The sequence below is a fragment of the Cerasibacillus quisquiliarum genome, assembly GCF_014202495.1.
In the GTDB taxonomy this organism is placed as follows: Bacteria; Bacillota; Bacilli; order Bacillales; family Amphibacillaceae; genus Cerasibacillus; species Cerasibacillus quisquiliarum.
In genome coordinates, this window is record NZ_JACHHA010000001.1 from 28,716 (window position 1) to 47,925 (window position 19,210).

General features: G+C 36.5%; 24 protein-coding genes. All 24 read left to right on the plus strand.

The window, feature by feature from the left end; all coding sequences use genetic code 11:
* Positions 1-9: 9 nt before the first annotated feature.
* The 24 genes from HNQ35_RS00235 to HNQ35_RS00350 all read left to right on the plus strand — a co-directional run bounded on the left by HNQ35_RS00235 (position 10) and on the right by HNQ35_RS00350 (position 19,152).
* Positions 10-189, plus strand: a complete 180-nt coding sequence (locus HNQ35_RS00235) for a hypothetical protein (protein WP_146935330.1) — start codon at positions 10-12, stop codon at positions 187-189.
* Between the two features lie 82 nt (positions 190-271).
* Positions 272-775 carry a sigma-70 family RNA polymerase sigma factor gene (locus tag HNQ35_RS00240; protein ID WP_246118030.1) on the plus strand — a complete coding sequence of 168 codons (504 nt, stop codon included), beginning with the start codon at positions 272-274 and terminating at the stop codon, positions 773-775.
* A gap of 218 nt (positions 776-993) precedes the next feature.
* Positions 994-1,197, plus strand: coding sequence for a hypothetical protein (locus HNQ35_RS00245; RefSeq protein WP_146935327.1), 204 nt, complete (start codon positions 994-996; stop codon positions 1,195-1,197).
* Between the two features lie 253 nt (positions 1,198-1,450).
* Positions 1,451-1,741 carry a hypothetical protein gene (locus HNQ35_RS00250; RefSeq protein ID WP_218026186.1) on the plus strand — a complete coding sequence of 97 codons (291 nt, stop codon included), beginning with the start codon at positions 1,451-1,453 and terminating at the stop codon, positions 1,739-1,741.
* A 12-nt stretch (positions 1,742-1,753) separates the two neighbouring features.
* Positions 1,754-2,425, plus strand: a complete 672-nt coding sequence (gene terS / locus HNQ35_RS00255; protein ID WP_146935325.1) for a phage terminase small subunit — start codon at positions 1,754-1,756, stop codon at positions 2,423-2,425.
* Complete coding sequence (locus HNQ35_RS00260) at positions 2,412-3,752, plus strand: PBSX family phage terminase large subunit (RefSeq protein ID WP_371862293.1); 1,341 nt, start codon at positions 2,412-2,414, stop codon at positions 3,750-3,752. The genes terS and HNQ35_RS00260 overlap by 14 nt, the downstream gene beginning before the upstream one ends.
* Before the next feature lie 11 nt (positions 3,753-3,763).
* Positions 3,764-5,266, plus strand: coding sequence for a phage portal protein (locus HNQ35_RS00265; RefSeq protein WP_146935322.1), 1,503 nt, complete (start codon positions 3,764-3,766; stop codon positions 5,264-5,266).
* Between the two features lie 4 nt (positions 5,267-5,270).
* The gene (locus HNQ35_RS00270) at positions 5,271-5,450 is read left to right on the plus strand and encodes a hypothetical protein (RefSeq protein ID WP_146935320.1); all 180 of its coding nucleotides are present in this window, start codon (positions 5,271-5,273) and stop codon (positions 5,448-5,450) included.
* A 150-nt stretch (positions 5,451-5,600) separates the two neighbouring features.
* Positions 5,601-6,731: a phage minor capsid protein gene (locus HNQ35_RS00275; protein ID WP_146935318.1), complete on the plus strand. Its 1,131-nt coding sequence runs from the start codon at positions 5,601-5,603 to the stop codon at positions 6,729-6,731.
* Positions 6,732-6,813: 82 nt separating this feature from the next.
* Entirely contained in the window at positions 6,814-7,440 is a 627-nt protein-coding gene (locus tag HNQ35_RS00280) for a hypothetical protein (protein ID WP_146935317.1), read from the plus strand.
* 14 nt (positions 7,441-7,454) lie between these two features.
* Entirely contained in the window at positions 7,455-8,408 is a 954-nt protein-coding gene (locus HNQ35_RS00285) for a phage capsid protein (protein WP_146935315.1), read from the plus strand.
* Positions 8,408-8,941, plus strand: a complete 534-nt coding sequence (locus tag HNQ35_RS14080) for a HeH/LEM domain-containing protein (protein ID WP_218026185.1) — start codon at positions 8,408-8,410, stop codon at positions 8,939-8,941. The genes HNQ35_RS00285 and HNQ35_RS14080 overlap by 1 nt, the downstream gene beginning before the upstream one ends.
* Entirely contained in the window at positions 8,942-9,337 is a 396-nt protein-coding gene (locus HNQ35_RS00295) for a head-tail connector protein (protein WP_146935314.1), read from the plus strand. It abuts the gene before it with no gap.
* Positions 9,338-9,679: a putative minor capsid protein gene (locus HNQ35_RS00300; protein WP_146935312.1), complete on the plus strand. Its 342-nt coding sequence runs from the start codon at positions 9,338-9,340 to the stop codon at positions 9,677-9,679.
* Entirely contained in the window at positions 9,679-10,002 is a 324-nt protein-coding gene (locus tag HNQ35_RS00305; protein WP_146935311.1) for a minor capsid protein, read from the plus strand. Before HNQ35_RS00300 ends, HNQ35_RS00305 begins: the two co-directional genes overlap by 1 nt.
* A gap of 8 nt (positions 10,003-10,010) precedes the next feature.
* The gene (locus HNQ35_RS00310; protein WP_183330104.1) at positions 10,011-10,418 is read left to right on the plus strand and encodes a minor capsid protein; all 408 of its coding nucleotides are present in this window, start codon (positions 10,011-10,013) and stop codon (positions 10,416-10,418) included.
* Positions 10,411-10,866 carry a phage tail tube protein gene (locus HNQ35_RS00315; RefSeq protein ID WP_146935308.1) on the plus strand — a complete coding sequence of 152 codons (456 nt, stop codon included), beginning with the start codon at positions 10,411-10,413 and terminating at the stop codon, positions 10,864-10,866. Before HNQ35_RS00310 ends, HNQ35_RS00315 begins: the two co-directional genes overlap by 8 nt.
* A gap of 36 nt (positions 10,867-10,902) precedes the next feature.
* Positions 10,903-11,304, plus strand: a complete 402-nt coding sequence (locus tag HNQ35_RS00320; RefSeq protein ID WP_146935307.1) for a hypothetical protein — start codon at positions 10,903-10,905, stop codon at positions 11,302-11,304.
* Positions 11,305-11,309: 5 nt separating this feature from the next.
* Positions 11,310-11,888 carry a Gp15 family bacteriophage protein gene (locus HNQ35_RS00325; RefSeq protein WP_146935305.1) on the plus strand — a complete coding sequence of 193 codons (579 nt, stop codon included), beginning with the start codon at positions 11,310-11,312 and terminating at the stop codon, positions 11,886-11,888.
* Positions 11,878-11,991 (plus strand): zinc finger domain-containing protein, encoded by a 114-nt coding sequence (locus HNQ35_RS00330; protein ID WP_146935304.1) that lies wholly within the window; start codon positions 11,878-11,880, stop codon positions 11,989-11,991. The genes HNQ35_RS00325 and HNQ35_RS00330 overlap by 11 nt, the downstream gene beginning before the upstream one ends.
* Positions 11,992-12,041: 50 nt before the next feature.
* Complete coding sequence (locus tag HNQ35_RS00335; protein WP_170226579.1) at positions 12,042-14,312, plus strand: phage tail protein; 2,271 nt, start codon at positions 12,042-12,044, stop codon at positions 14,310-14,312.
* Entirely contained in the window at positions 14,305-15,015 is a 711-nt protein-coding gene (locus HNQ35_RS00340) for a phage tail family protein (RefSeq protein ID WP_146935300.1), read from the plus strand. The genes HNQ35_RS00335 and HNQ35_RS00340 overlap by 8 nt, the downstream gene beginning before the upstream one ends.
* On the plus strand, positions 15,015-16,535 hold the full coding sequence (locus HNQ35_RS00345) for a phage tail protein (protein WP_146935298.1): 1,521 nt from the start codon (positions 15,015-15,017) through the stop codon (positions 16,533-16,535). The genes HNQ35_RS00340 and HNQ35_RS00345 overlap by 1 nt, the downstream gene beginning before the upstream one ends.
* A complete protein-coding gene (locus HNQ35_RS00350) occupies positions 16,528-19,152 on the plus strand; it encodes a polysaccharide deacetylase family protein (protein ID WP_170226578.1) in 2,625 nt (874 codons plus the stop codon). Before HNQ35_RS00345 ends, HNQ35_RS00350 begins: the two co-directional genes overlap by 8 nt.
* Positions 19,153-19,210 lie beyond the last annotated feature (58 nt).

The following is a 19,210-nucleotide window of genomic DNA, read 5'->3' on the forward strand; positions in this document are numbered from 1 at the left end:
TGGGATAGTATGAGAGTTTACTTTGAGATAGACAACGGAAAAATGTTTCAATCTGGTTATGCAGATTATAAAAATGTAACTAAGTCGGATACGGATTTTATACGTGAAGATATATCACGTAATAAAAATGTAGATGTAAATGATGTGAAAATTCTTTACTTCTTATCGAAAAAAAGACCATTTTCCTGATGTTAGCAAAATGGTATTAAAAAAGCCAGGAATCACCCCGGCTACCCTTAGCAAGATTATATCACAAATTGGGGTGGTCCTGGTGAGTTGGGTTGATAGACTGATAATAGAATACGAAGAAGGCAGAAAGTCACTGTATGCTATGAAAGACGCCTTGGGTGATTCTGAATTAGATAGAATAGACAAAACACAGATAAACAGCATGATTCGAGAAATATCAGATGTCATCAAGTGGTTAAAGACGGGAAGGGACCCATTCAAATTAAGAGGCATTGATAGAAGGTCAGCCTATCAAAAAAGGGTTTTATACGACATGGATCTATTCCCGTCACTTGATATAGTACCAGATTCATTGAAAGAAGATGACAACGAATTAACGAATGAAGAAAAAGAATTAGTTGCAGATATTTTATTAGTTTTGTCACCACGCGAAAGACAATGCTACTTGCTGCATTTTGTAAATCAATTGTCGTTTGAAGAAATTGCAGATGAACTGAAATTAAGTAAAGGAACGATTCAATCGTATATCGAAAGAGCAAAAGCGAAGATAAAGAATAAAGTTTCTTGCCTTACAGATGCCGTATGATTGCCTTACATTGCCATTCATTCCCATATGAATGGTGAAAGGGTATTATTACTAATATAGTTAGAAATCACGCAACAAACTCATAGATTAATCGGTGTTGGTGTGTGGTAGTAATAGCATGCACATAACATAGATAGAGTTTATATTAAGAAAAAAACGGCACTTTTCCTTCCGCCTTCAAAATCCCTGTTGTATGATGGGGTAAAGGAGGTGATAGAATGAAAGTCAGTGAACTTATTAAACACCTTGAAGAGTTTCCAAATAAAGATGCAAAAGTTGCAATGAGTGCTGTAGTAACACTCAAGAAATCAAATAAAGTCATACCGACAATGGCAATGGTTGAAGATGTTTTAGTTCCACTAGATAAGAATGATAAATCTATGATCGTTCTAAAAACAAAAATTATCGAAGAAAATATCTAAGCACTCTTAACAGGGTGCTTTTTTCATGCTTAAAATAATAGTTGAGCTAGCATAACGCTAGCTCGTATTTTCAATGTTTCCTAGCTTTGTGTTTAGCTAGAGTTCTCCCAGCTTGAGACTTTCTAGCTTTTGATTTGCTTGTCGATAAAGTTCGACCAGCTTTTCTTACTTTCGGGCTAGGGTTACATTTCTTTTTCGACAATACATTTTCACCCCCCTTCAGGAACATTATACCAATAAATAAGGTGATTACATGAATATACCTAGTAAAATATTAGTTGGCGGAATAGAATACGATATTGAATTTCAACAATTTATAGAAATAGATTCGGATAGAAACTTTCAAGGGGTTTGTGACTATCAAAATACAAAGATAAAGATACTGGAATCTTTAAGCGAAGAAAGAAAAGAAGATGTATTTTTCCATGAGGTAACTCACGCCATTTTTTACGAAGCCGGATACGATGATCAGGATGAAGAAATGATTATTAGGATTGGTAAAGTACTACATCAGCTAATTAAAAACAATGAGTTTAGGAGGTAGGTGCGAATGTAAATGCAAAACAAACCCCATGCAAACAAAAAAGATAATTATTGCGGAGCTAAGACAAGAAGTGGTAAACCTTGCAGAAATAGAGCAATGGCAAACGGTCGTTGTCGAATGCATGGCGGAAAGTCCACCGGCGCTCCACCTGCAAAGATGAAGAAGAATAGTAACGCTAGAACACATGGTTTATTTGCTAAGTACCTTCCAGGCGAAACACTTGAAATCATGAACAGCATTAATAACATAGATCCACTTGATATATTGTGGACTAATATACAAATGCAATTCGCATCTATCATTCGAGCGCAACAGATTATGTTTGTTGAAAATAAAGAAGATACAACAAGGGAATTAAAGAAATTAAAAGTAGAAAATGTGATTGATTCAGAAGGGAACGAGATTCAAGTTCCGATTGAAAAAGAATATGAATTACAGTTCGCTTGGGATAAACAAGCAACGTTCATGAATTCATTATCACGTTCTATGGCTGAACTAAGAAATATGTTAAAGCAATATGTTGAGTTATCTACTCATGATGATGACAGGTTGCTTGAAATTAAACGTATGCAGGCACAGATTGATAAGACTAATGCTGAAATCGAACAAATAAATAAAGAAAACACAACAGACGCTCCACCAGAAATAACAATAGTAGATGCTTGGACTGATGACGATGAGTAATAAACATGTTATCAATATCCAGAAGGAAGTTAATCCAGCGTTTAAATCGGTGTGGACGAGTAATAAGCCTTATAACATATTGAAAGGCGGTAGAAACTCGTTTAAGTCGTCTGTTATTGCGTTGAAATTAGTTTATATGATGTTGCAATATATCCGTAAAGGCGAAAAAGCTAACGTTGTAGTATTGCGTAAAGTCGCTAGTACGATACGTGATAGTGTTTATAACAAAATACAGTGGGCAATTGGTAAATTTGGTTTTACTGTTGTTGCAGGTAACGAAAGTGGCGACTTTAAAGCGACAGTAGCACCGTTTAAGATTACGCACAACGCTACTGGTTCTACATTCTATTTCTATGGACTAGATCAGTTTGAGAAGCTCAAATCTAATGACATTAACGACATTATAGCTGTATGGTATGAAGAAAGTGCTGAATTTGAGAATCAAGAGGAATTTGACCAAACAAACGTAACGTTTATGCGACAAGTTCATGAATTAGCACCGTTCGTACAGTTTTTTTGGTCGTACAACCCACCGCGTAACCCGTATAGCTGGATAAATGAGTGGTCAGATTCAATGATTGGTGAAGATGACTATTTAGTGCATCATTCTAGTTATCAAGATGACGAACTGGGTTTCGTTACTGAACAGATGCTTGCGGACATAGAGCGTATTAAACGTAATGATTATGATTATTACCGTTACTTGTACTTGGGTGAACCTGTGGGCTTGGGAACAAACGTGTATAATATGTCATTGTTTAAACCGATTGATGAATTATTTGACGATGATCCATTGATTTTAATCGATACTGCAACGGATACTGGTCACCAAGTGAGCGCAACTACTCATCTTGCTTTCGGACTGACTGCAAAACGAAAGGTTATTTTGCTAGATACGTATTACTATAGTCCACAAGGTAAAGTTAACAAGAAAGCGCCAAGTGAATTATCGGAAGGCTTTTTCGATTTCTATACAAAAACACGAGAAACATTCAAAAAGCCATATGATGTTCATACCATCGATTCAGCAGAAGGAGCGTTACGAAATCAAATATTTAAAGATTATGGATTGAGACTACATCCAATTGCAAAGAAAAAGAAAATAGAAATGATTGATAACGTGCATAGCTTATTGGCTGATGGACGTTTTTATTATTTGGATACACCTAATAATAAGGTTTTCATCGAAGAACATAAGAAATACCAGTGGGATGAAAAAACACTAGATTCAGACAATCCACGTGTGATTGAAGTTGATGATCATACTTGCGACGCTTTTATTTATTACGTAAACGACAATTTACGCAAATTAGGGCTTAAATTTTAGGTGGTGAAAAAATGTTTAAACGAGCAATCAACGCTGTTAGGAGGTGGCTATACAATTTGGGTATTTTGAAAGGCATGCAGTCATTAGAAAATCACAAAGACATTCCGATCAATGAGGAAATGTATCAGTATATCGACATGTGGAAGCAGCTTTATCGTGGTTATCACGAAGATTGGCACAAACTCACATATAAAACTATTGAAGGCACAAAAGAGCGAAAAATGGACACATTGAACATGGCCAAAGTTAGCTCCAATGAAATGGCAAGTCTGGTTTACAACGAAAAATGTGAGATTAGCATAGGTGATGATAAAAATGCAACTGCTGAATTCATTAATAACGTTTTTAAGGATAACAAATTCAACAAGAAGTTCCAGGACTACTTAGAATATTCATTTGCTATGGGTGGCGTGGTAATCAAACCTTATGTTGAAAACGACAAGATTAAGTTATCGTTTGTTACTGCTGACTGTTTCGTGCCAATTTCCTGGAGCAATGAAACGATTCGAGAAGGAGTATTTATTAATCAGATACAAAGACGAGACAAGACATACACACATCTTGAGTGGCATGAATGGATAAACGGTGTGTATACAGTCACCAATGAATTGTACGAATCACGAAATGGTACAGACCTAGGTGTTCCAGTCCCTTTAAACACATTGAAAGAGTACGAAAATCTAGAACCGATTGTTGGAATGACAGCGATTGAGAAACCGTTGTTTGTTTACTTCAAGCCGAATACAGCGAATAACATTGATACTCAAAGTCCGTTAGGTATATCACTGTTTGCCAATGCATTAGATACTATGAAAGCCATAGATGTGGCGTTTGATTCATTTAACCGTGAATTTAGACTAGGTAAAAAGAGAATAATCGTGCCTGAACACATGGTAAAAGCGGTAGTTGATCCGATTGACGGACGAATGCACAGATATTTCGATACATCAGACGAAACATACGAAGCACTTCCTGGTGAAATGGACGATTTTAAAGTACATGATATTTCCGTTGAATTAAGGGTTGATGAACATATTGCTGCAATCAATGCCATGCTTAACTTATTTGCAATGCAGACAGGATTTTCATCAGGTACATTTACATTTGATGGACAAAGCATGAAAACAGCAACAGAGGTTATTTCCGAGCAGTCTAAAACATTTAAATCAAAGCAAAGTCATGAAGTTATAATCGAAGAAGGATTGAAAGAGCTTATTGGCGCTATTCTTTCACTAGCGAAACAGTATTCGCTTTTCAACGCCAAAGATGATTACGAAGTGTCGATAGCGTTTGATGATTCGATTGCGGAAGATAAGGCGGCTGAAATTGATAAGCAATCACAAATGGTGTTAAATGGGTTGCAGTCGAAAAAACGAGCCATTATGAAGATTCAGGGTGTTACAGAAGATGAAGCACTTGAAATATTGCAGGAAATTGCTGAAGAAAGCAATGGTTTTAAAGAATTCAAACGTGATGAACAATTGAGTTCTATTTTGTTAGGTGAAGGGGAGTAAATAAATGAATAACGTTGATGGTTTTGTTATCAAGTTGAAATCTAGTGATTATAGCGAATTGATTGATGGTGTGAAAAGCTTTGTTATAGAAAACGGTTTTATAGTCTTTTATGACGAAGAAGGCAAGATAAAAAAGATGTTTAACAAAGATGATGTATTATCAGTCGAGTTAGAAGGTGATTGAGTGAAATGTAAACACGATTACGCAGTAATTGAAGATAACATTCATGTTGATGAAATAAGGTATGGTAACGGTGAAATAAGTGTTGAAATAAGCGGGTACGTCATATTCCATTGTAGGAAATGCTTAGATATACAGAAAAAGGTGTTGTAAATGAACCCTAAACGTCCAAAAATTACACCCAGCCAATTGAATCTATTTACTGAACCAGTTATAGAGATATACAGATCGCTAGAAGAGGAAATATTCCTTATGGTAGCTAAACGATTAAAAACGAGTGAGGACATCACAAAAGATACTGTTTTTCAATGGCAAATAGAAAAGATGAATCAATTAAGAATGATTAACGAAGAAACAGTTAAACTACTTGCTAAACGTACAGGAAAGACTGAACGAGAGATTCGTAAAGCAATCAAACATACAGGCATTGTTACGATTGAAAGTGTAGACCATGAATTAAAAGACATATATGATCCGTTGCCAATGCCATCACATATTGATAGAGTACTTGAATCGTTCGTCAGACAAGCATATCGAGAATATAACAATTTCGTGAATCAGTCGCTTATAACGACAACATATGGTCATGGAACTGTTGCAGATATGTATAGACGCATCATTGAAACAACGACAGGTAAAGTTCTAGCAGGTACAAAAACAGTTAATCAAGCAGTGACTGAAACGATTGTAGAGTGGGGAAACAAAGGTCTTAGAACTGGTTTCATTGATAGAGGCGGTAACGTGTGGACATTAGAACGATATGCTGAATCTGTTATACGAACAACAACAAATAACGTTTACAACGATTTAAGGACAGAACGAATGCAGGAATATGGCTTGGATTTAGTACTTGTCAGTAGCCTTCCTGATCCTAGAGAAGCATGCAGCCATATTCAAGGTAGGGTGGCAACTCTTAAAAGACCAGAAGAAAATGACACGAAATATCCATCTGTTTACGAATTTGGTTATGGCGAACCATGGGGCCTAAGAGGGGTTAATTGCCGTCATATGTTTTTTCCTTTTATCGATGGAATCAACGAAAACAATCAGATTCAGTATTCAGAAGAAGAAATGACAAAAAATAGAGAGTTAAGACAAAAACAACGTTATTATGAACGCCAAATACGAAAAGCTAAGCGTTCATTAAATATAGCTAAAGTAACAGGTGATGAAGTGTCTATTTTGCGTTACAAAAAGCTAGTTAGGGATAGACAGGCAAGAATGAGGAAATTTATTTCAGATACTGGTAGGACAAGAGAATATTCAAGAGAACAAGTCGTCTAAGAGCGACTTTTTATTTTGTCCGTTTACATGTAGTGGACGTTAAATAAAACATGAGGAAATTACCCAATAGGGAGGAGTTTATATGTTGGAAAATAGATTTTTACCACTGAATTTACAGTTTTTCGCTGAACAGGGCGAAGATGAAGGTGACCAGACATCTGAACAATCTGGAGGTAATGAAGAACAATCGGGTACTGATTCCCAACAACAATCAGAGGAAAAGACATTTAGACAAGAGGATGTCAATAACATTGTTGCTCGTGAAGCTAAGAAGGCACAAGAAAAACTATTGAAGCAGTTAGGAATTGAAGATTTTGAGAATGCAAAAGAGGGTTTTCAGAAATTCAAAGAATGGCAAGATCAACAGAAAACAGAACAAGAAAAGCAAGCTGAACAGTTAGAACAACTCCAAGATAATCTTAATCAAACAACCACAGAAAACGAAACATTAAAAGCACAATTAAGTGCATTAAAACAAGGGGTTATAGCTGACTCAGTAGAAGATGTTGTAGCACTTGCTAAAAATTATGTTTCTGATGATGTGGATATGGAAGCAGCTATTAAGCAAGTAATTGAAAAATACCCTCATTTTGCACAGAAACAAGAAGAACAAGATGAACCTAAACCACAATTTACAACTGGACAGCATCAATCAGATGGAAATGTGATAACAGATCCGTTCAAACAAAAATTAGCAAAATATAAGTAAAGGGGTAATTTTAAATGTCTAAAAAAACACAGCTATTAAGATTAGATATTCAGTTTTTCGCAGGCACAGCAAACAACAATCAAGCAGCACGTAGCTATCAAAAACAATTTAAGGAGTTATTACAAGCGGTATTTCGTACACAGGCTTATTTCCGTGACTTTTTCGGTGGTGAAATCGAAGCATTAGACGGTGTACAGCATAATGAAACAGCTTTCTATGTCAAAACTTCTGACATCCCTGTTGTCGTAGGAACTGAATATAACAAGGATGCAAATGTGGCATTTGGCACAGGAACAGGTAATTCCACACGATTTGGTCCACGTACTGAAATTATCTACAAAGATACACCAGTTCCGTACACTTGGGAGTGGGTTATTCATGAAGGTATTGACCGCCACACAGTAAATAATGATTTCAACGCAACTATCGCTGATCGTTTGGATTTACAAGCACAAGCAAAAATCAAGCAATTCAATGATGCGCACAGCAAGTTCATTTCTAGCGTTGCTACAAAAACAGAAACACTATCTGATTATAGCGCTGATGCAGTGTTGAAATTATTCAACGAGTTGTCTAAGTACTACATCAACATTGAAGCTGTAGGAACTAAAGTCGCAAACGTAAACGCAGATTTATACAATGCTATTGTTGACCATCCATTAATGACAACTGGCAAAAACTCAACAGCAAACATCGACAATAACCAAGTCATTAAGTTTAAAGATTTTATTATCACAGAAATTCCAGACTCTTTATTGCAAGAGGGAGAAGTTGCTTACACATACATCGCAGGAATCGGTAAAGCGTTCACAGGAATTAATACAGCGCGTACCATCGAATCAGAGGACTTTGACGGTGTAGCACTTCAAGGAGCGGGTAAAGCAGGCGAATTTATCCTTGATGATAACAAAGCGGCAGTGGCTAAAGTAACGTTTTCTGGTGGTAGTGGCGGAGGTGTAGAAGGGTAATGACATCTTTCCAAGCGCAAGTCATACAGAATATTCCAGCTAACCGACTAGTGGCATTAGCCGGAATAGGTTCTGTAGAGAATCGTGAGTATGACAAAATTTATCTAAAAAAATCTGAATTAGGCTGGATACCCGATTTTGTGACAAGTGTTGACTTGGAAGAAGGACAAGAGGTAGAAGTTGTAATTAAAAACAATCCTATTTGGAACGTAGAAGCGGCGCAACGCCTTCCAGCAGGTACGTTAGTCATGTGTGACGAAGAAGGACGTGTCAAGTCGTATAATCCGTCGCAAGGAAATCATGTCGGCTATACGACACACGAAGTTGAAGCTGGCGAAGTTGTTTCTATCGTCCGTAAATACGGGAACATGCCACAAAATCAAGCGGAAATTATGTCTTTCGTAACGCAATCAAAAGAAAGTTACAGCGACTTAACGGTTAACGAGTTAAAACAGAAGCTTGACGAAAAAGGAGTCGAGTACAAGAAAAATGCAACGAAAAAGGAACTGATTGAACTGTTAGAAGGTGATTAAATGCCTTATTTAACCTACAACGAATATACAGAACTAGGCTTTGAAGAAATGGAGCAATCCGAGTTTGAAAAACTACTAAAAAGGGCGAGTGGTGTTTTAGATAGCATCACTCGCTATTTTTATAGGCACAATGACTTGGAATCAGATGTTGAATTTAGAAAAGAACAATTCAAAAAAGCACTTGCTGCACAAATTTCCTATTTTTATGACATGGGCGGTACATCATCACATGAATTAAACGAGCCTGAAACAGTCACGATTGGCAGAACTACCGTTTCGAGTGGTGGTCGTTCTAATTCAAATGTAGAAGATAATAAAAACAAATTGGTAAGTGAAGATGTTTATATGTATTTAAGTGGTACAGGCCTTTTATATCGTGGAATTGGAGTGGTTTAAATGCGTATTGGACCATTACCAAAGCGTTGGCTTATTCATTCAATCGAATACGAGGAATATTTAGGTAAAGACGATTGGGACAATGATAAATACGCTGAACCAATTACGATTAAATACGTGAGATTTGACGATACGACTGTATTTAGTCGTGATAGTACACAAAATAAGATTCTAGCTGAAGCCATTGTTTTTGTAGATGCTAGGCATAGTAAACCATTGCCAACATTCAAAGAACGCTCAAAAATCACTTTCAATGGTCGAGCTTACACGCTCAAGAAAATAGTAGATTGCTATTATCCTCATAAAAACGAGATTAGACACTACGAATTGGAAGTGATCTAATGCAAATTAAAGTAACTAAAGATTTATCGAGAATACCAAGGCGAGTTAATACCATGACCAAATTAGGACAATATGCTTTAATCAATCAAGTACATTCAGACATGAATAATTATGTACCGTTTTTACGTGGGGATTTACGGAACCAATCTACCCAATCACTTGATTCGAAGTCTGTAATTTACAACGTGCCATATGCTCGGGTTCAGTTCTTTACACAGTTCAAAAACTATACCACACCAGGCACTGGTCCACGATGGGATTTAAAAGCTAAAGCTATCCATGGCAAGTCGTGGGAACGAGTCACTAAACGAGCGATGAAATGAGTGATGTTATGAAGTTAGATTTATTAGAGCAGTTAAATAAAAAGATTAATAGTCTTGACCTTTATGCACGATCTAGAATTGGTTTGTTAGGAACTGATGAAAGTATTTCAATTATGGCAATGCCTGGTGGTGTTGAAACAGTATACTTTGATGGAACAAGAGATAAGGAGTATCAGATACAGGTAAATGCCAAAAGCAAACGAAATGATTACTGCTTTGATGCATTAACGACAATATATCAGTCGTTAGAAAACCTAGATGATTTGCCATCTGAAAATGGTAGTTATGAATTTAATAAAATTGAGACAAAGTCGCTCCCCAATCTTGTAGGACAGGATGAGGACGGCTTTTTTATTTGGGCTTTAAACATTAGTTGTAAAATTACTATCTATCAAGGAGTTGAATTAATTGGCTAGATATAAAAACGCTCTTACAAAGTATTATGTTGGAGACCTGGAAGAGAAAGAAGCTAATTTAAGGTTAGCTAAATGGATCCAAGCGGTTGAAGACGATACAGATGAAGAAGTCGAAGAAGAAGCTTATTATGATGGCGATGGAACACCCGAAGAAGATGTTATCAGTGTTAAGAAAAAGTACTCGTTTGAGGGGTTTTATGATAATGATGATCCAGCACACCGTTTTATAGCTGATTTAGAATTTGAAGTGGGAGAAGATCGTAAAATTTGGTTTAAACAAGAAAGAACAAGCGGTGAAATTTTGGAAGGTCCTGCAACTGTTACCGAACCGAAAGTAACAGGTGGAGAAGCATCTGAATATCAACATTTTAGCTTTGCTATTGCCTGGGACAGAAAACCAGATATTTCAAAGAGTGATGATGATGCAGGCGGTGGAGTGGAGGGCTAAACACAGCCCTCTTTTAATTTAAAAGGAGTGATTTAATTGGCTATTAAGATTCAAACGCAAACACATGTAATTCCGATTGAAATCGGCGATGTCAAACTAGAGTTTGATATGAGTGATGAAAATATTAAGAGATTGTTCGATTCAGAGAACGAAATAATGAAGAAAATTAGTGAAGTTGATAGTAATGATTTTGATGCACAGAAAAAAGCTATAAAAGAAATTATTGATGCAACGTTAGGTGATGGATCATTTGATAAGTTGTATAATTTATCACCATCTGTTTTTATTGTAGTCGAATATTTCATGCAAATTGCGCAGGGATTGAAAGAAGAAATAAATAAACGTTTAGGGAACGATAATCTAAGTAAAGCACAGAAATACTTAGAAGCAAAAGAGAAGATTAATAAACAAAAGAGTAAACAGAACAGCAAGAAGTGACTGCTATGAACTTAGCGTACCCAATTGAAGATATTGCTGAAATCGATGGAGTTACGTATGAATTAGACATGTCTTATGACAACATATTGCGCTTGTTCGATTTGTTAAAAGATAATTCATTAAGCGATGCATCTAAAGTCAATACAGGTCTAATAATGCTAATAAACGATGATTTAGAACAATACGAAATTGAAGTAAAAGCTAAGATATTCGTTGAGCTTTTCAAAAATGCAGTAGGTAATGATGAATCAGAACGTAATAATGTTGATTTGGAAGGAAATCCAATGCCTGATATACCTAACGATGATAAAAGGGCGTATGACTTAGTTCAGGACGCCGAATACATTTATGCGTCGTTTATGTCTGACTATGGAATCGATTTGTTTGAAGTGCAAGGGAAACTACATTGGTATAAGTTTAAAGCGTTGCTAAACGGTTTAACCGACAAGTCTAAATTCATGCGAGTCGTTGAAATACGTCAAGCTGAATTGCCGAAAGGGAAAGGCATGCAAAAAGAGCGAGAACGGATTAGAAAGCTGAAAGAACACTATGCGTTAAAAGAAGATGATAGTAATGCAACTTAAGGAAGTGCGTTGTAAAAAATGTGCAAAATTACTGGCTAAATTAAAAGGTAAAGCTGAAATCAAGTGTACAAGATGTAACACTTTAAACAAATTCGAACAATAAGAGGGCCACGAGCCCCTATACTCAACAAATTTTAATTTTAAAGTATGGGGGTGAAGTATGTGGCTGATGGAAAAGTAGTAATTGATGTCATATTAGACGACAAACAAGTTAGCGGTGGTATTAAAAAAGTCGAAGGACGTTTAAATGGCATTAGTGGCGCTGCTAAAAGAGGTATAGCTACAGTAGGTAAGTTAGCTGGAGCTTTGGGGCTTGTTGGACTTGCCTATAAAGGTATTGATATGGTAAAACGGTCTCTTGATGGTGCTATTGACCGTTATGATACGTTAAATAACTTCCCTCGTGTAATGGCTCAAATTGGATTTGATGCCGATACTTCTCAAAAGGCGATAAACAAGTTAAGTGATGGCATTCAGGGTTTACCGACACGTTTAGATGAGGTTGCAAGCACAGCGCAATCCATTGCTATTATGACTGGTGATTTAGATGGTGCTGTTGATACAACATTAGCACTAAACAACGCATTTTTAGCAAGTGGCGCTAGTACAGAAGATGCAAAACGTGGTCTTGATCAGTATGTTCAAATGCTATCAAAAGGCGAAGTAGACTTACAGAGCTGGCGTACATTGCAAGAAACAATGCCTTTCGCACTAAGAAAAACTGCTGAAGCATTTGGTTTCACAGGAAAATCAGCTACTAACGATTTTTATGAAGCACTTAAAAGTGGCGAAATCACTATGTCTGAATTTAACGATAAACTCATTGAGTTAGATCAGGCGCAAGGTGGATTTGCTGAAACAGCAAAAACATCAAGTGCAGGAATAAAGACAGCCTGGACCAATATGAAAACATGGGTGGTCATGGGTGTAACTGATATTATTGCAGCACTTGATGAAGCTCTTGGCGGTGTCGGATCCATTGAAGGAGCAATTAATTCATTAAAACCTGTTGTTCAGGGTTTTTTTAGATTGGTTGCTGACGGTATAATTTTTGTAGGTGGATTTATTAGTGGGCTTATCGGTAAATTTCAAGAGTTAACAGGATCTACAGATGGCGTAACAACATCAGTAATGAACATCATATCAACATTGACTGATTTTTTTGCACCTGCTTTCGAAGCGGTGTTTTCCTTTGCATCGTCAATTTGGGCTCAATTCGTTGAATTCTTTCAGACTCACGGTGAAATGATAGGTCAAACAGTGCATAACGTTATGACGTTTATATGGGAAATTATGCAATTTATATGGCCCGCAATCGAGTTTCTAGTTATTGACACGTGGGAGTCAATAAAAGGAGTTATACAAGGCGCACTTGACGTTATTTTAGGCATTATACAGTTTTTTAGCGCTTTATTTACTGGAAATTGGACTGAAATGTGGGAAGCTACAAAGAAGATTTTTAAAGGCGCTTTGCAAGTTGTCTGGAATCTAATTAATTTGTGGTTTATCGGAAAAATTCTAAAAGCGGGTAAGGTGTTTGCGCAAGGATTTAAACAGGTTTTTGTAAGTTTGTGGAATGCCATTAAGTCGCTATTTTCTGCATCTGTGAATGCTGTGAGAAGCGTTGTTACAGCTGGATTTAACGCTATTAGAAGTGTTATTACTGGCATAATGAATGCTATTAAATCAGTCATATCGAGTATTTTGAATGCTATAAAAAGTGTTTTTACTGGATCTGTTAGCAGTTTAAAATCCATTGTATCTAACGGATTCCGTGCAATGGTTAACGCGATAAAGTCATTGATGTCAAAAGCGTTAAGCGCTGTAAAGAGTATATTCACTAATATGCTCGATATCGGTAAAAATGCAGGAAAGATGTTTATCGGCATTGGAAAAGATTTAATAAACGGACTTATTAACGGTATTAAAAACATGGCAGGCGCCGCGATTGACGCTATCACTGGCGTCGTTGGTAGTGTTGTTGACAAGGCTAAGTCTCTGCTCAAAATCAAATCTCCATCACGGTTGTTTATGGAGTTTGGTGGTTTTATAAGTGAGGGTATGGCCATTGGTATTGATGAGGATGCAAAACAAGCTGTTAAGTCTATTAGTGATTTAACCAGCGATTTAGAAAAAGAAGCGGAATCAGACTTAAAATTAAATCTTTTGAGTGATCTAAAAGGCTTTACCGCAAATGCAGCACTAGGCAAAATGGCTCCAGTAACACAATCGGTACAGCAAGAAATCATTTCTAAACAATCAAATGCAAGCAAATATGATGATTCAAAAGTTGTTAGATTGCTTCAAATAATCGCTGAAAAGGATCCAGATTTATATTTGGGATTAGAAAAAGTCGGTTCTCTTATGGACAAGGAACAAGCAAAACGTATTAATTTACAAGGAAGGAGGGTTGCACTTGAATAATCATTTTGGAATCACATTCAATGGAAAGCATAGTTACCGCGATTTCGGTCTAAGAGTATTAGAAAAACACATCGGCAACCCTTCTAAAATAAAACGAAAAGAACGTGTACCTTTTTCTAACAAAATATATGATTTTAGTAGTGTTTATGGTGGCCAAGAATACGAGGAAAGACATTTAACATACGTCTTTAATTTAAGGGATTACGACAAGGTAAATCTAGCAATTAAAAAGATTGAAATACTTAATTGGTTGATGCAACCTAATGAAAAAGTGCAGTTGCTTGATGACTATATACCTGGTTATTACTTTTTAGCAGAAGTTGAAGAAGCTCCCGATTTTGACGAGTTGCGATTTCGGGGTGTATTTACCGTGAACTTTACCGCGTATCCATTTAAAATCGGCGAATACGAAGAAGGAAACGATTTATGGGACCCATTCAATTTCTTGCTAGACGTTGCTCAAATAACAGATTTTGAAGTAGCAGGAACCAAAACAGTCACTTTATACAATCCTGGAGCAAGTGTTGTTAAACCTAAAATGAAAGCATCATCACCAATGGAAATAATCAAAGATGGCATCACTTACAATATTCCAGTAGGTGAATCACAATCACATGATTTTATATTGCATCAGGGTGAAAACAAAATGACCATTAAAGGCATTGGAAAAATATCTTTTTATTTTCGTAAGGAGCTGATCTAATGTACAAGGTCACTCTAGTAAACGATGGAAAAGAAACAGTTATTCATAGTCCGTATTTTAATGAACTTAAATTAGTGGCTGGAACAATAAAACACGGAATCAATGTTGCTAGTAGCTTTACGTTTACAATATTGCCTGATAATCCAGGATATAACTTGATACGTCCATTAAAAACTCTAATTCAAGTGTTTAATAACAAGACACAGAAAATGGAGTTTGACGGGCGTATTTTAATGCCAACTGAATCAATGTCTGACAGTGGATCATTTGCGAAATCATTTGTTTGTGAGTCTGAATTAGGCTATCTAAACGACAGCGCACAGCGTCATGGTGAGTATCACGATATTACCGTTAAAGACTTTCTGCAAGTCATTATTGATAACCATAATCGAGATGTAGCAGATGATGAGATAGACAAGACGTTTAAAGTTGGCATAGTTGATGTTGATAGTTCGACAGGTACGCTTTATCGTTATTTAGGCTACGAAAGTACATTTGACACGATAAAAGATAAGTTAATCGACAGACTGGGCGGAGAATTACGCGTTCGTAAAATTAACGGTGTGCGCTATCTTGATTATTTGAAGTCTATTGGTGAGCGTAAATCAACTGAAATTAGACTTGCCAAGAATTTGAAGTCAATCACCAAAGAAGTTGACCCAACGGAAATAATTACACGTCTGATTCCGTTAGGTGAAGCGTTAGACTCTGAAGACGAAGAAGCAACAGACGCAAGTCAAAGACGTTTAACAATAGAAGAAGTTAATGATGGCAAGGACTATATTGATGATCCTGAGGCTATGTCTGTTTTCGGTGTTATTGCAAAAAGCGTCGTTTGGGATGACATAACCGTTCCATCGATACTAAAAACACGTGGCGAACAGTACATCAAAAATAACAATCGCGTAAAGGTGCAATACGAAATCACTGCTTTAGATTTACACATTTTAGGCATTGATCCAGACGCTTATGAATTAGGAAACTGGCATCCAGTTATAAATCCAGTAATGAACATTAATGAGAATTTACGCATTGTAGGTAAGTCAATTGACATTATCGAACCAGAAAACAATGACTTGAATATTGGGGATCAGTTTAAGAAGGCATCTGAATATCAACTCGATGCAAAAAAGGCCGAAAACAAAATAGTTAACTTAGAAAGCACAGTCACACGCCAGAACAAACGAGTTGTCGAATTGTCAAAAGCATCACAACAAGCACAGCAAGAAATTGAGCGACTGCAACAGGTTATTGATAATGCAGACATTGAAAATTTGGACCAGGTATTGCAACAGATTAATAATCAATTAGGTGGTCTTTATAACAACATTGGTGACATTGGCCGAGAAATAACGAATCTGCAAGAATCTGTTTCCGCGTTAAACGATTTTAGAACAGCACAAGAGCAAATTAATTTTAATCAAAACACATTTAATCAGAATCAATTGAACATCAATGCTGATGTCGAAGCTAGATTACAAGCGTTGGAAAATACAGAAGGAGTTGATCCGATTGGCTAAAATACAACATTTATTAAATAAAATTAGAACAGCGATTTACGGAAAGGAAGTGCGTGGTTCTTTAGCAGATGGTCTTGAAGCTATTAATAAGGAGACAGAAGATGCTACAGAAGTAGCTGTAAACGTTGAACAAAGACAAGATGCAGTTGAACAGCAATTTGATGATGTGCTAAACGAGTGGACAAGTGATAAGCCTATTTCAAATGAGGAAACGATTGCCGCTAGGACAAACAGAAATACAGGAGAAAATCATCAAACTTTAGGTCAAAGATTAGACGCGGAAAATAAAAAAGTTTCTGCGCAGTTGGCGGATAATAAGCAATTAATAAACAAAAACAGAAATGACATTGGTGATTTAGGTACTTTTGTCGAGGGCGAACTTAGTAACCTTAAAGAGTATACAGATTTAGAACTTGACAAAAGAGCGACCAAGACTCAAGTTAGCGAGGAATTGAACAAAAAGGCTGACGAAAAATACGTCAACGTAGAAGTAGAAAAGGTTAGGAAAGAAATTGCCGATATAGTCACTACTCCAGCAGATGGAGTAAACCAACAAGAGATAATAAATGCTCGCGAAGGAAAAAAAAGCTTAGGTGCAAACATGAGAGAGATAAGAAAGCGAACAAACGCAAGTTTGCAAAACGTGATGAAGAACGGAGATTTTAAAGAAGATAACTTAAATAATTTCGGTGTTTTTTATGGAAATATGCGATTATCGAAGTTCGAAGATGATGTTGACGACTATCATTCTGTTGTTTTGACATCGAACGGTAGTAGTGATTATTTTGGAGCTTCGATATATCAGACATTACAATCACAAATACCTCAATTAGATAAATGGTACGTTAAAGCGAGGATGAGAGCAGTTGAAGATGTGCATGATTTGACGATAGGAGTTAGAGGCATCAAAGGCATAAAACATCCCGTTTCAGAAAATGCAGGAAGTGTTAAAAAAGGAGTTTGGTATGATGTTTCTTATTTATTCGATCCCGAAAAAGAACATAATTTAACAGGAGAGTTTAGAGTTTTCGCTTGCGGAATATACCCTTCAGGGCAAAACACGAGTGGGAAAAGAGTGGAAGTTGACAACATTTTAGCTATAAACTTAACTAAGTTTTTTGGGTACGGAAATGAACCAACGAAAGATCAGATGGATAAACTCTTAGAAAACTACCCTTATCGATATTTTGACGAGGAGTCAGATGCGGGTAACCTAAGCAGTGCTAACTTAAAAGAAATGATCAGCCATAAAAGGGAGATAGAAAGAATGAGTAACGAACTAGAAATCATAAATAATTCATCCTTAAAAAATGGAATTGACAACGGAAATTTTGAAAATGAAAATGGTGGAAAATGGCGAACTGAAAGCGGAACGACATGGGAAATTAGCAACAACACTATGAAGATCATCGGGTTAGGAACAAGTACCATACCTAGAATTAGCCAAGAAACACCTTTTGTTTTTAGACCAGGTAAGATAGTGTATATTAGATTTTTAGGTAGAGTAACGAGTCAAAGTTGCGAAAGGTTGGGTATAGCAACATACAGTGATGTTGCAGGAAACACAATACAGTATGCGTTTTTTAATGATTTTAAAGTCAATGAACAAAAGGTGTTTAGCGCTACCGTGACAATGCCTGAAGAAGGAAAGGGGAATATCAGAGTACAGGTTAGAGCGCAATATCCTGACGCTACATCTAGCGATGGTAATTCTGTTGAAGTACAAAAAGTACTCGCGATTGACTTGACTGAAACTTTTGGAGCAGGAAGCGAGCCAACAAAAGAACAAATGGATGAAATTATCAACAACTTACCTAATCAGTGGTTTGACGATAGAGCGAAGGTTGCTGACGTGCAGAAATCATTTATGTCTTATGTTTTTAATAAAAAGGACAAAGGAGGTGCTGGCTTAAAGCGTCCTTTAATAGCTATAACTTTTGACGATGGCTTTAGAAGTGATATAGATTTAGTTTATCCTGAATTCAAACAGCGTGGAATTACTGGAACATCGTATATTTGGACTGACAGAACAGATAATTACGCGGGAGCAATGAATCCCGATGACTTAATTAAGTTAAAGTTAAACGGGTGGGGTATTGAGTGTCATACTAGAGACCATCTACGCTTAGCAGAATTATCAGACCAAGAAATACATGAACAATTTCAGGCTGTAAATCAAGATTTCGAGCGCTATGGCTTGCCTTTACCTCAACATCACGCACTGCCTTTTGGTAGTGGTGGAAACGTAAAAAGGGTACAAGACATTGTTATGCAATATCGCAAGAGTTGCAGAAACATCCATTCTAATTCAAGCGGAATTTACAATGATTGGGATACAATTGATTTTAGCGCTTTAAATGCTCGCTCTGCGGACATTACTGATGCTAATCCTCATGTAGTAGACTTAAGAAAATCAGACATTGATTTAACTATTGAAAAAAATGGAATACTAATATTAATAGTCCACAAAGTTTCACTAGAAACGAACGGACAATATGAAGCAAAACTGGAACATTTATTGTCAGTTGTCGATTACGCGATTGAAAAAGGCATGAAGTTTGTTACATTAGATGAGATGTACGAAAGGGTAAAAGAGTATCAAAATGTTGTAAATTAAATGGAATTACTCCTTACTTTATATTAAAATATGATGTATAGTAATATAATCAAGGGGT

Coding starts and splice junctions, on each gene's coding strand:
- HNQ35_RS00235 (WP_146935330.1), top strand. CDS start 10: ATGAGAGTTTACTTTGAGATAGACAACGGAAAAATGTTTCAATCTGGT.
- HNQ35_RS00245 (WP_146935327.1), top strand. CDS start 994: ATGAAAGTCAGTGAACTTATTAAACACCTTGAAGAGTTTCCAAATAAA.
- HNQ35_RS00250 (WP_218026186.1), top strand. CDS start 1,451: ATGAATATACCTAGTAAAATATTAGTTGGCGGAATAGAATACGATATT.
- terS (WP_146935325.1), top strand. CDS start 1,754: ATGCAAAACAAACCCCATGCAAACAAAAAAGATAATTATTGCGGAGCT.
- HNQ35_RS00260 (WP_371862293.1), top strand. CDS start 2,412: ATGACGATGAGTAATAAACATGTTATCAATATCCAGAAGGAAGTTAAT.
- HNQ35_RS00265 (WP_146935322.1), top strand. CDS start 3,764: ATGTTTAAACGAGCAATCAACGCTGTTAGGAGGTGGCTATACAATTTG.
- HNQ35_RS00270 (WP_146935320.1), top strand. CDS start 5,271: ATGAATAACGTTGATGGTTTTGTTATCAAGTTGAAATCTAGTGATTAT.
- HNQ35_RS00275 (WP_146935318.1), top strand. CDS start 5,601: ATGAACCCTAAACGTCCAAAAATTACACCCAGCCAATTGAATCTATTT.
- HNQ35_RS00280 (WP_146935317.1), top strand. CDS start 6,814: ATGTTGGAAAATAGATTTTTACCACTGAATTTACAGTTTTTCGCTGAA.
- HNQ35_RS00285 (WP_146935315.1), top strand. CDS start 7,455: ATGTCTAAAAAAACACAGCTATTAAGATTAGATATTCAGTTTTTCGCA.
- HNQ35_RS14080 (WP_218026185.1), top strand. CDS start 8,408: ATGACATCTTTCCAAGCGCAAGTCATACAGAATATTCCAGCTAACCGA.
- HNQ35_RS00295 (WP_146935314.1), top strand. CDS start 8,942: ATGCCTTATTTAACCTACAACGAATATACAGAACTAGGCTTTGAAGAA.
- HNQ35_RS00300 (WP_146935312.1), top strand. CDS start 9,338: ATGCGTATTGGACCATTACCAAAGCGTTGGCTTATTCATTCAATCGAA.
- HNQ35_RS00305 (WP_146935311.1), top strand. CDS start 9,679: ATGCAAATTAAAGTAACTAAAGATTTATCGAGAATACCAAGGCGAGTT.
- HNQ35_RS00310 (WP_183330104.1), top strand. CDS start 10,011: ATGAAGTTAGATTTATTAGAGCAGTTAAATAAAAAGATTAATAGTCTT.
- HNQ35_RS00325 (WP_146935305.1), top strand. CDS start 11,310: ATGAACTTAGCGTACCCAATTGAAGATATTGCTGAAATCGATGGAGTT.
- HNQ35_RS00330 (WP_146935304.1), top strand. CDS start 11,878: ATGCAACTTAAGGAAGTGCGTTGTAAAAAATGTGCAAAATTACTGGCT.
- HNQ35_RS00345 (WP_146935298.1), top strand. CDS start 15,015: ATGTACAAGGTCACTCTAGTAAACGATGGAAAAGAAACAGTTATTCAT.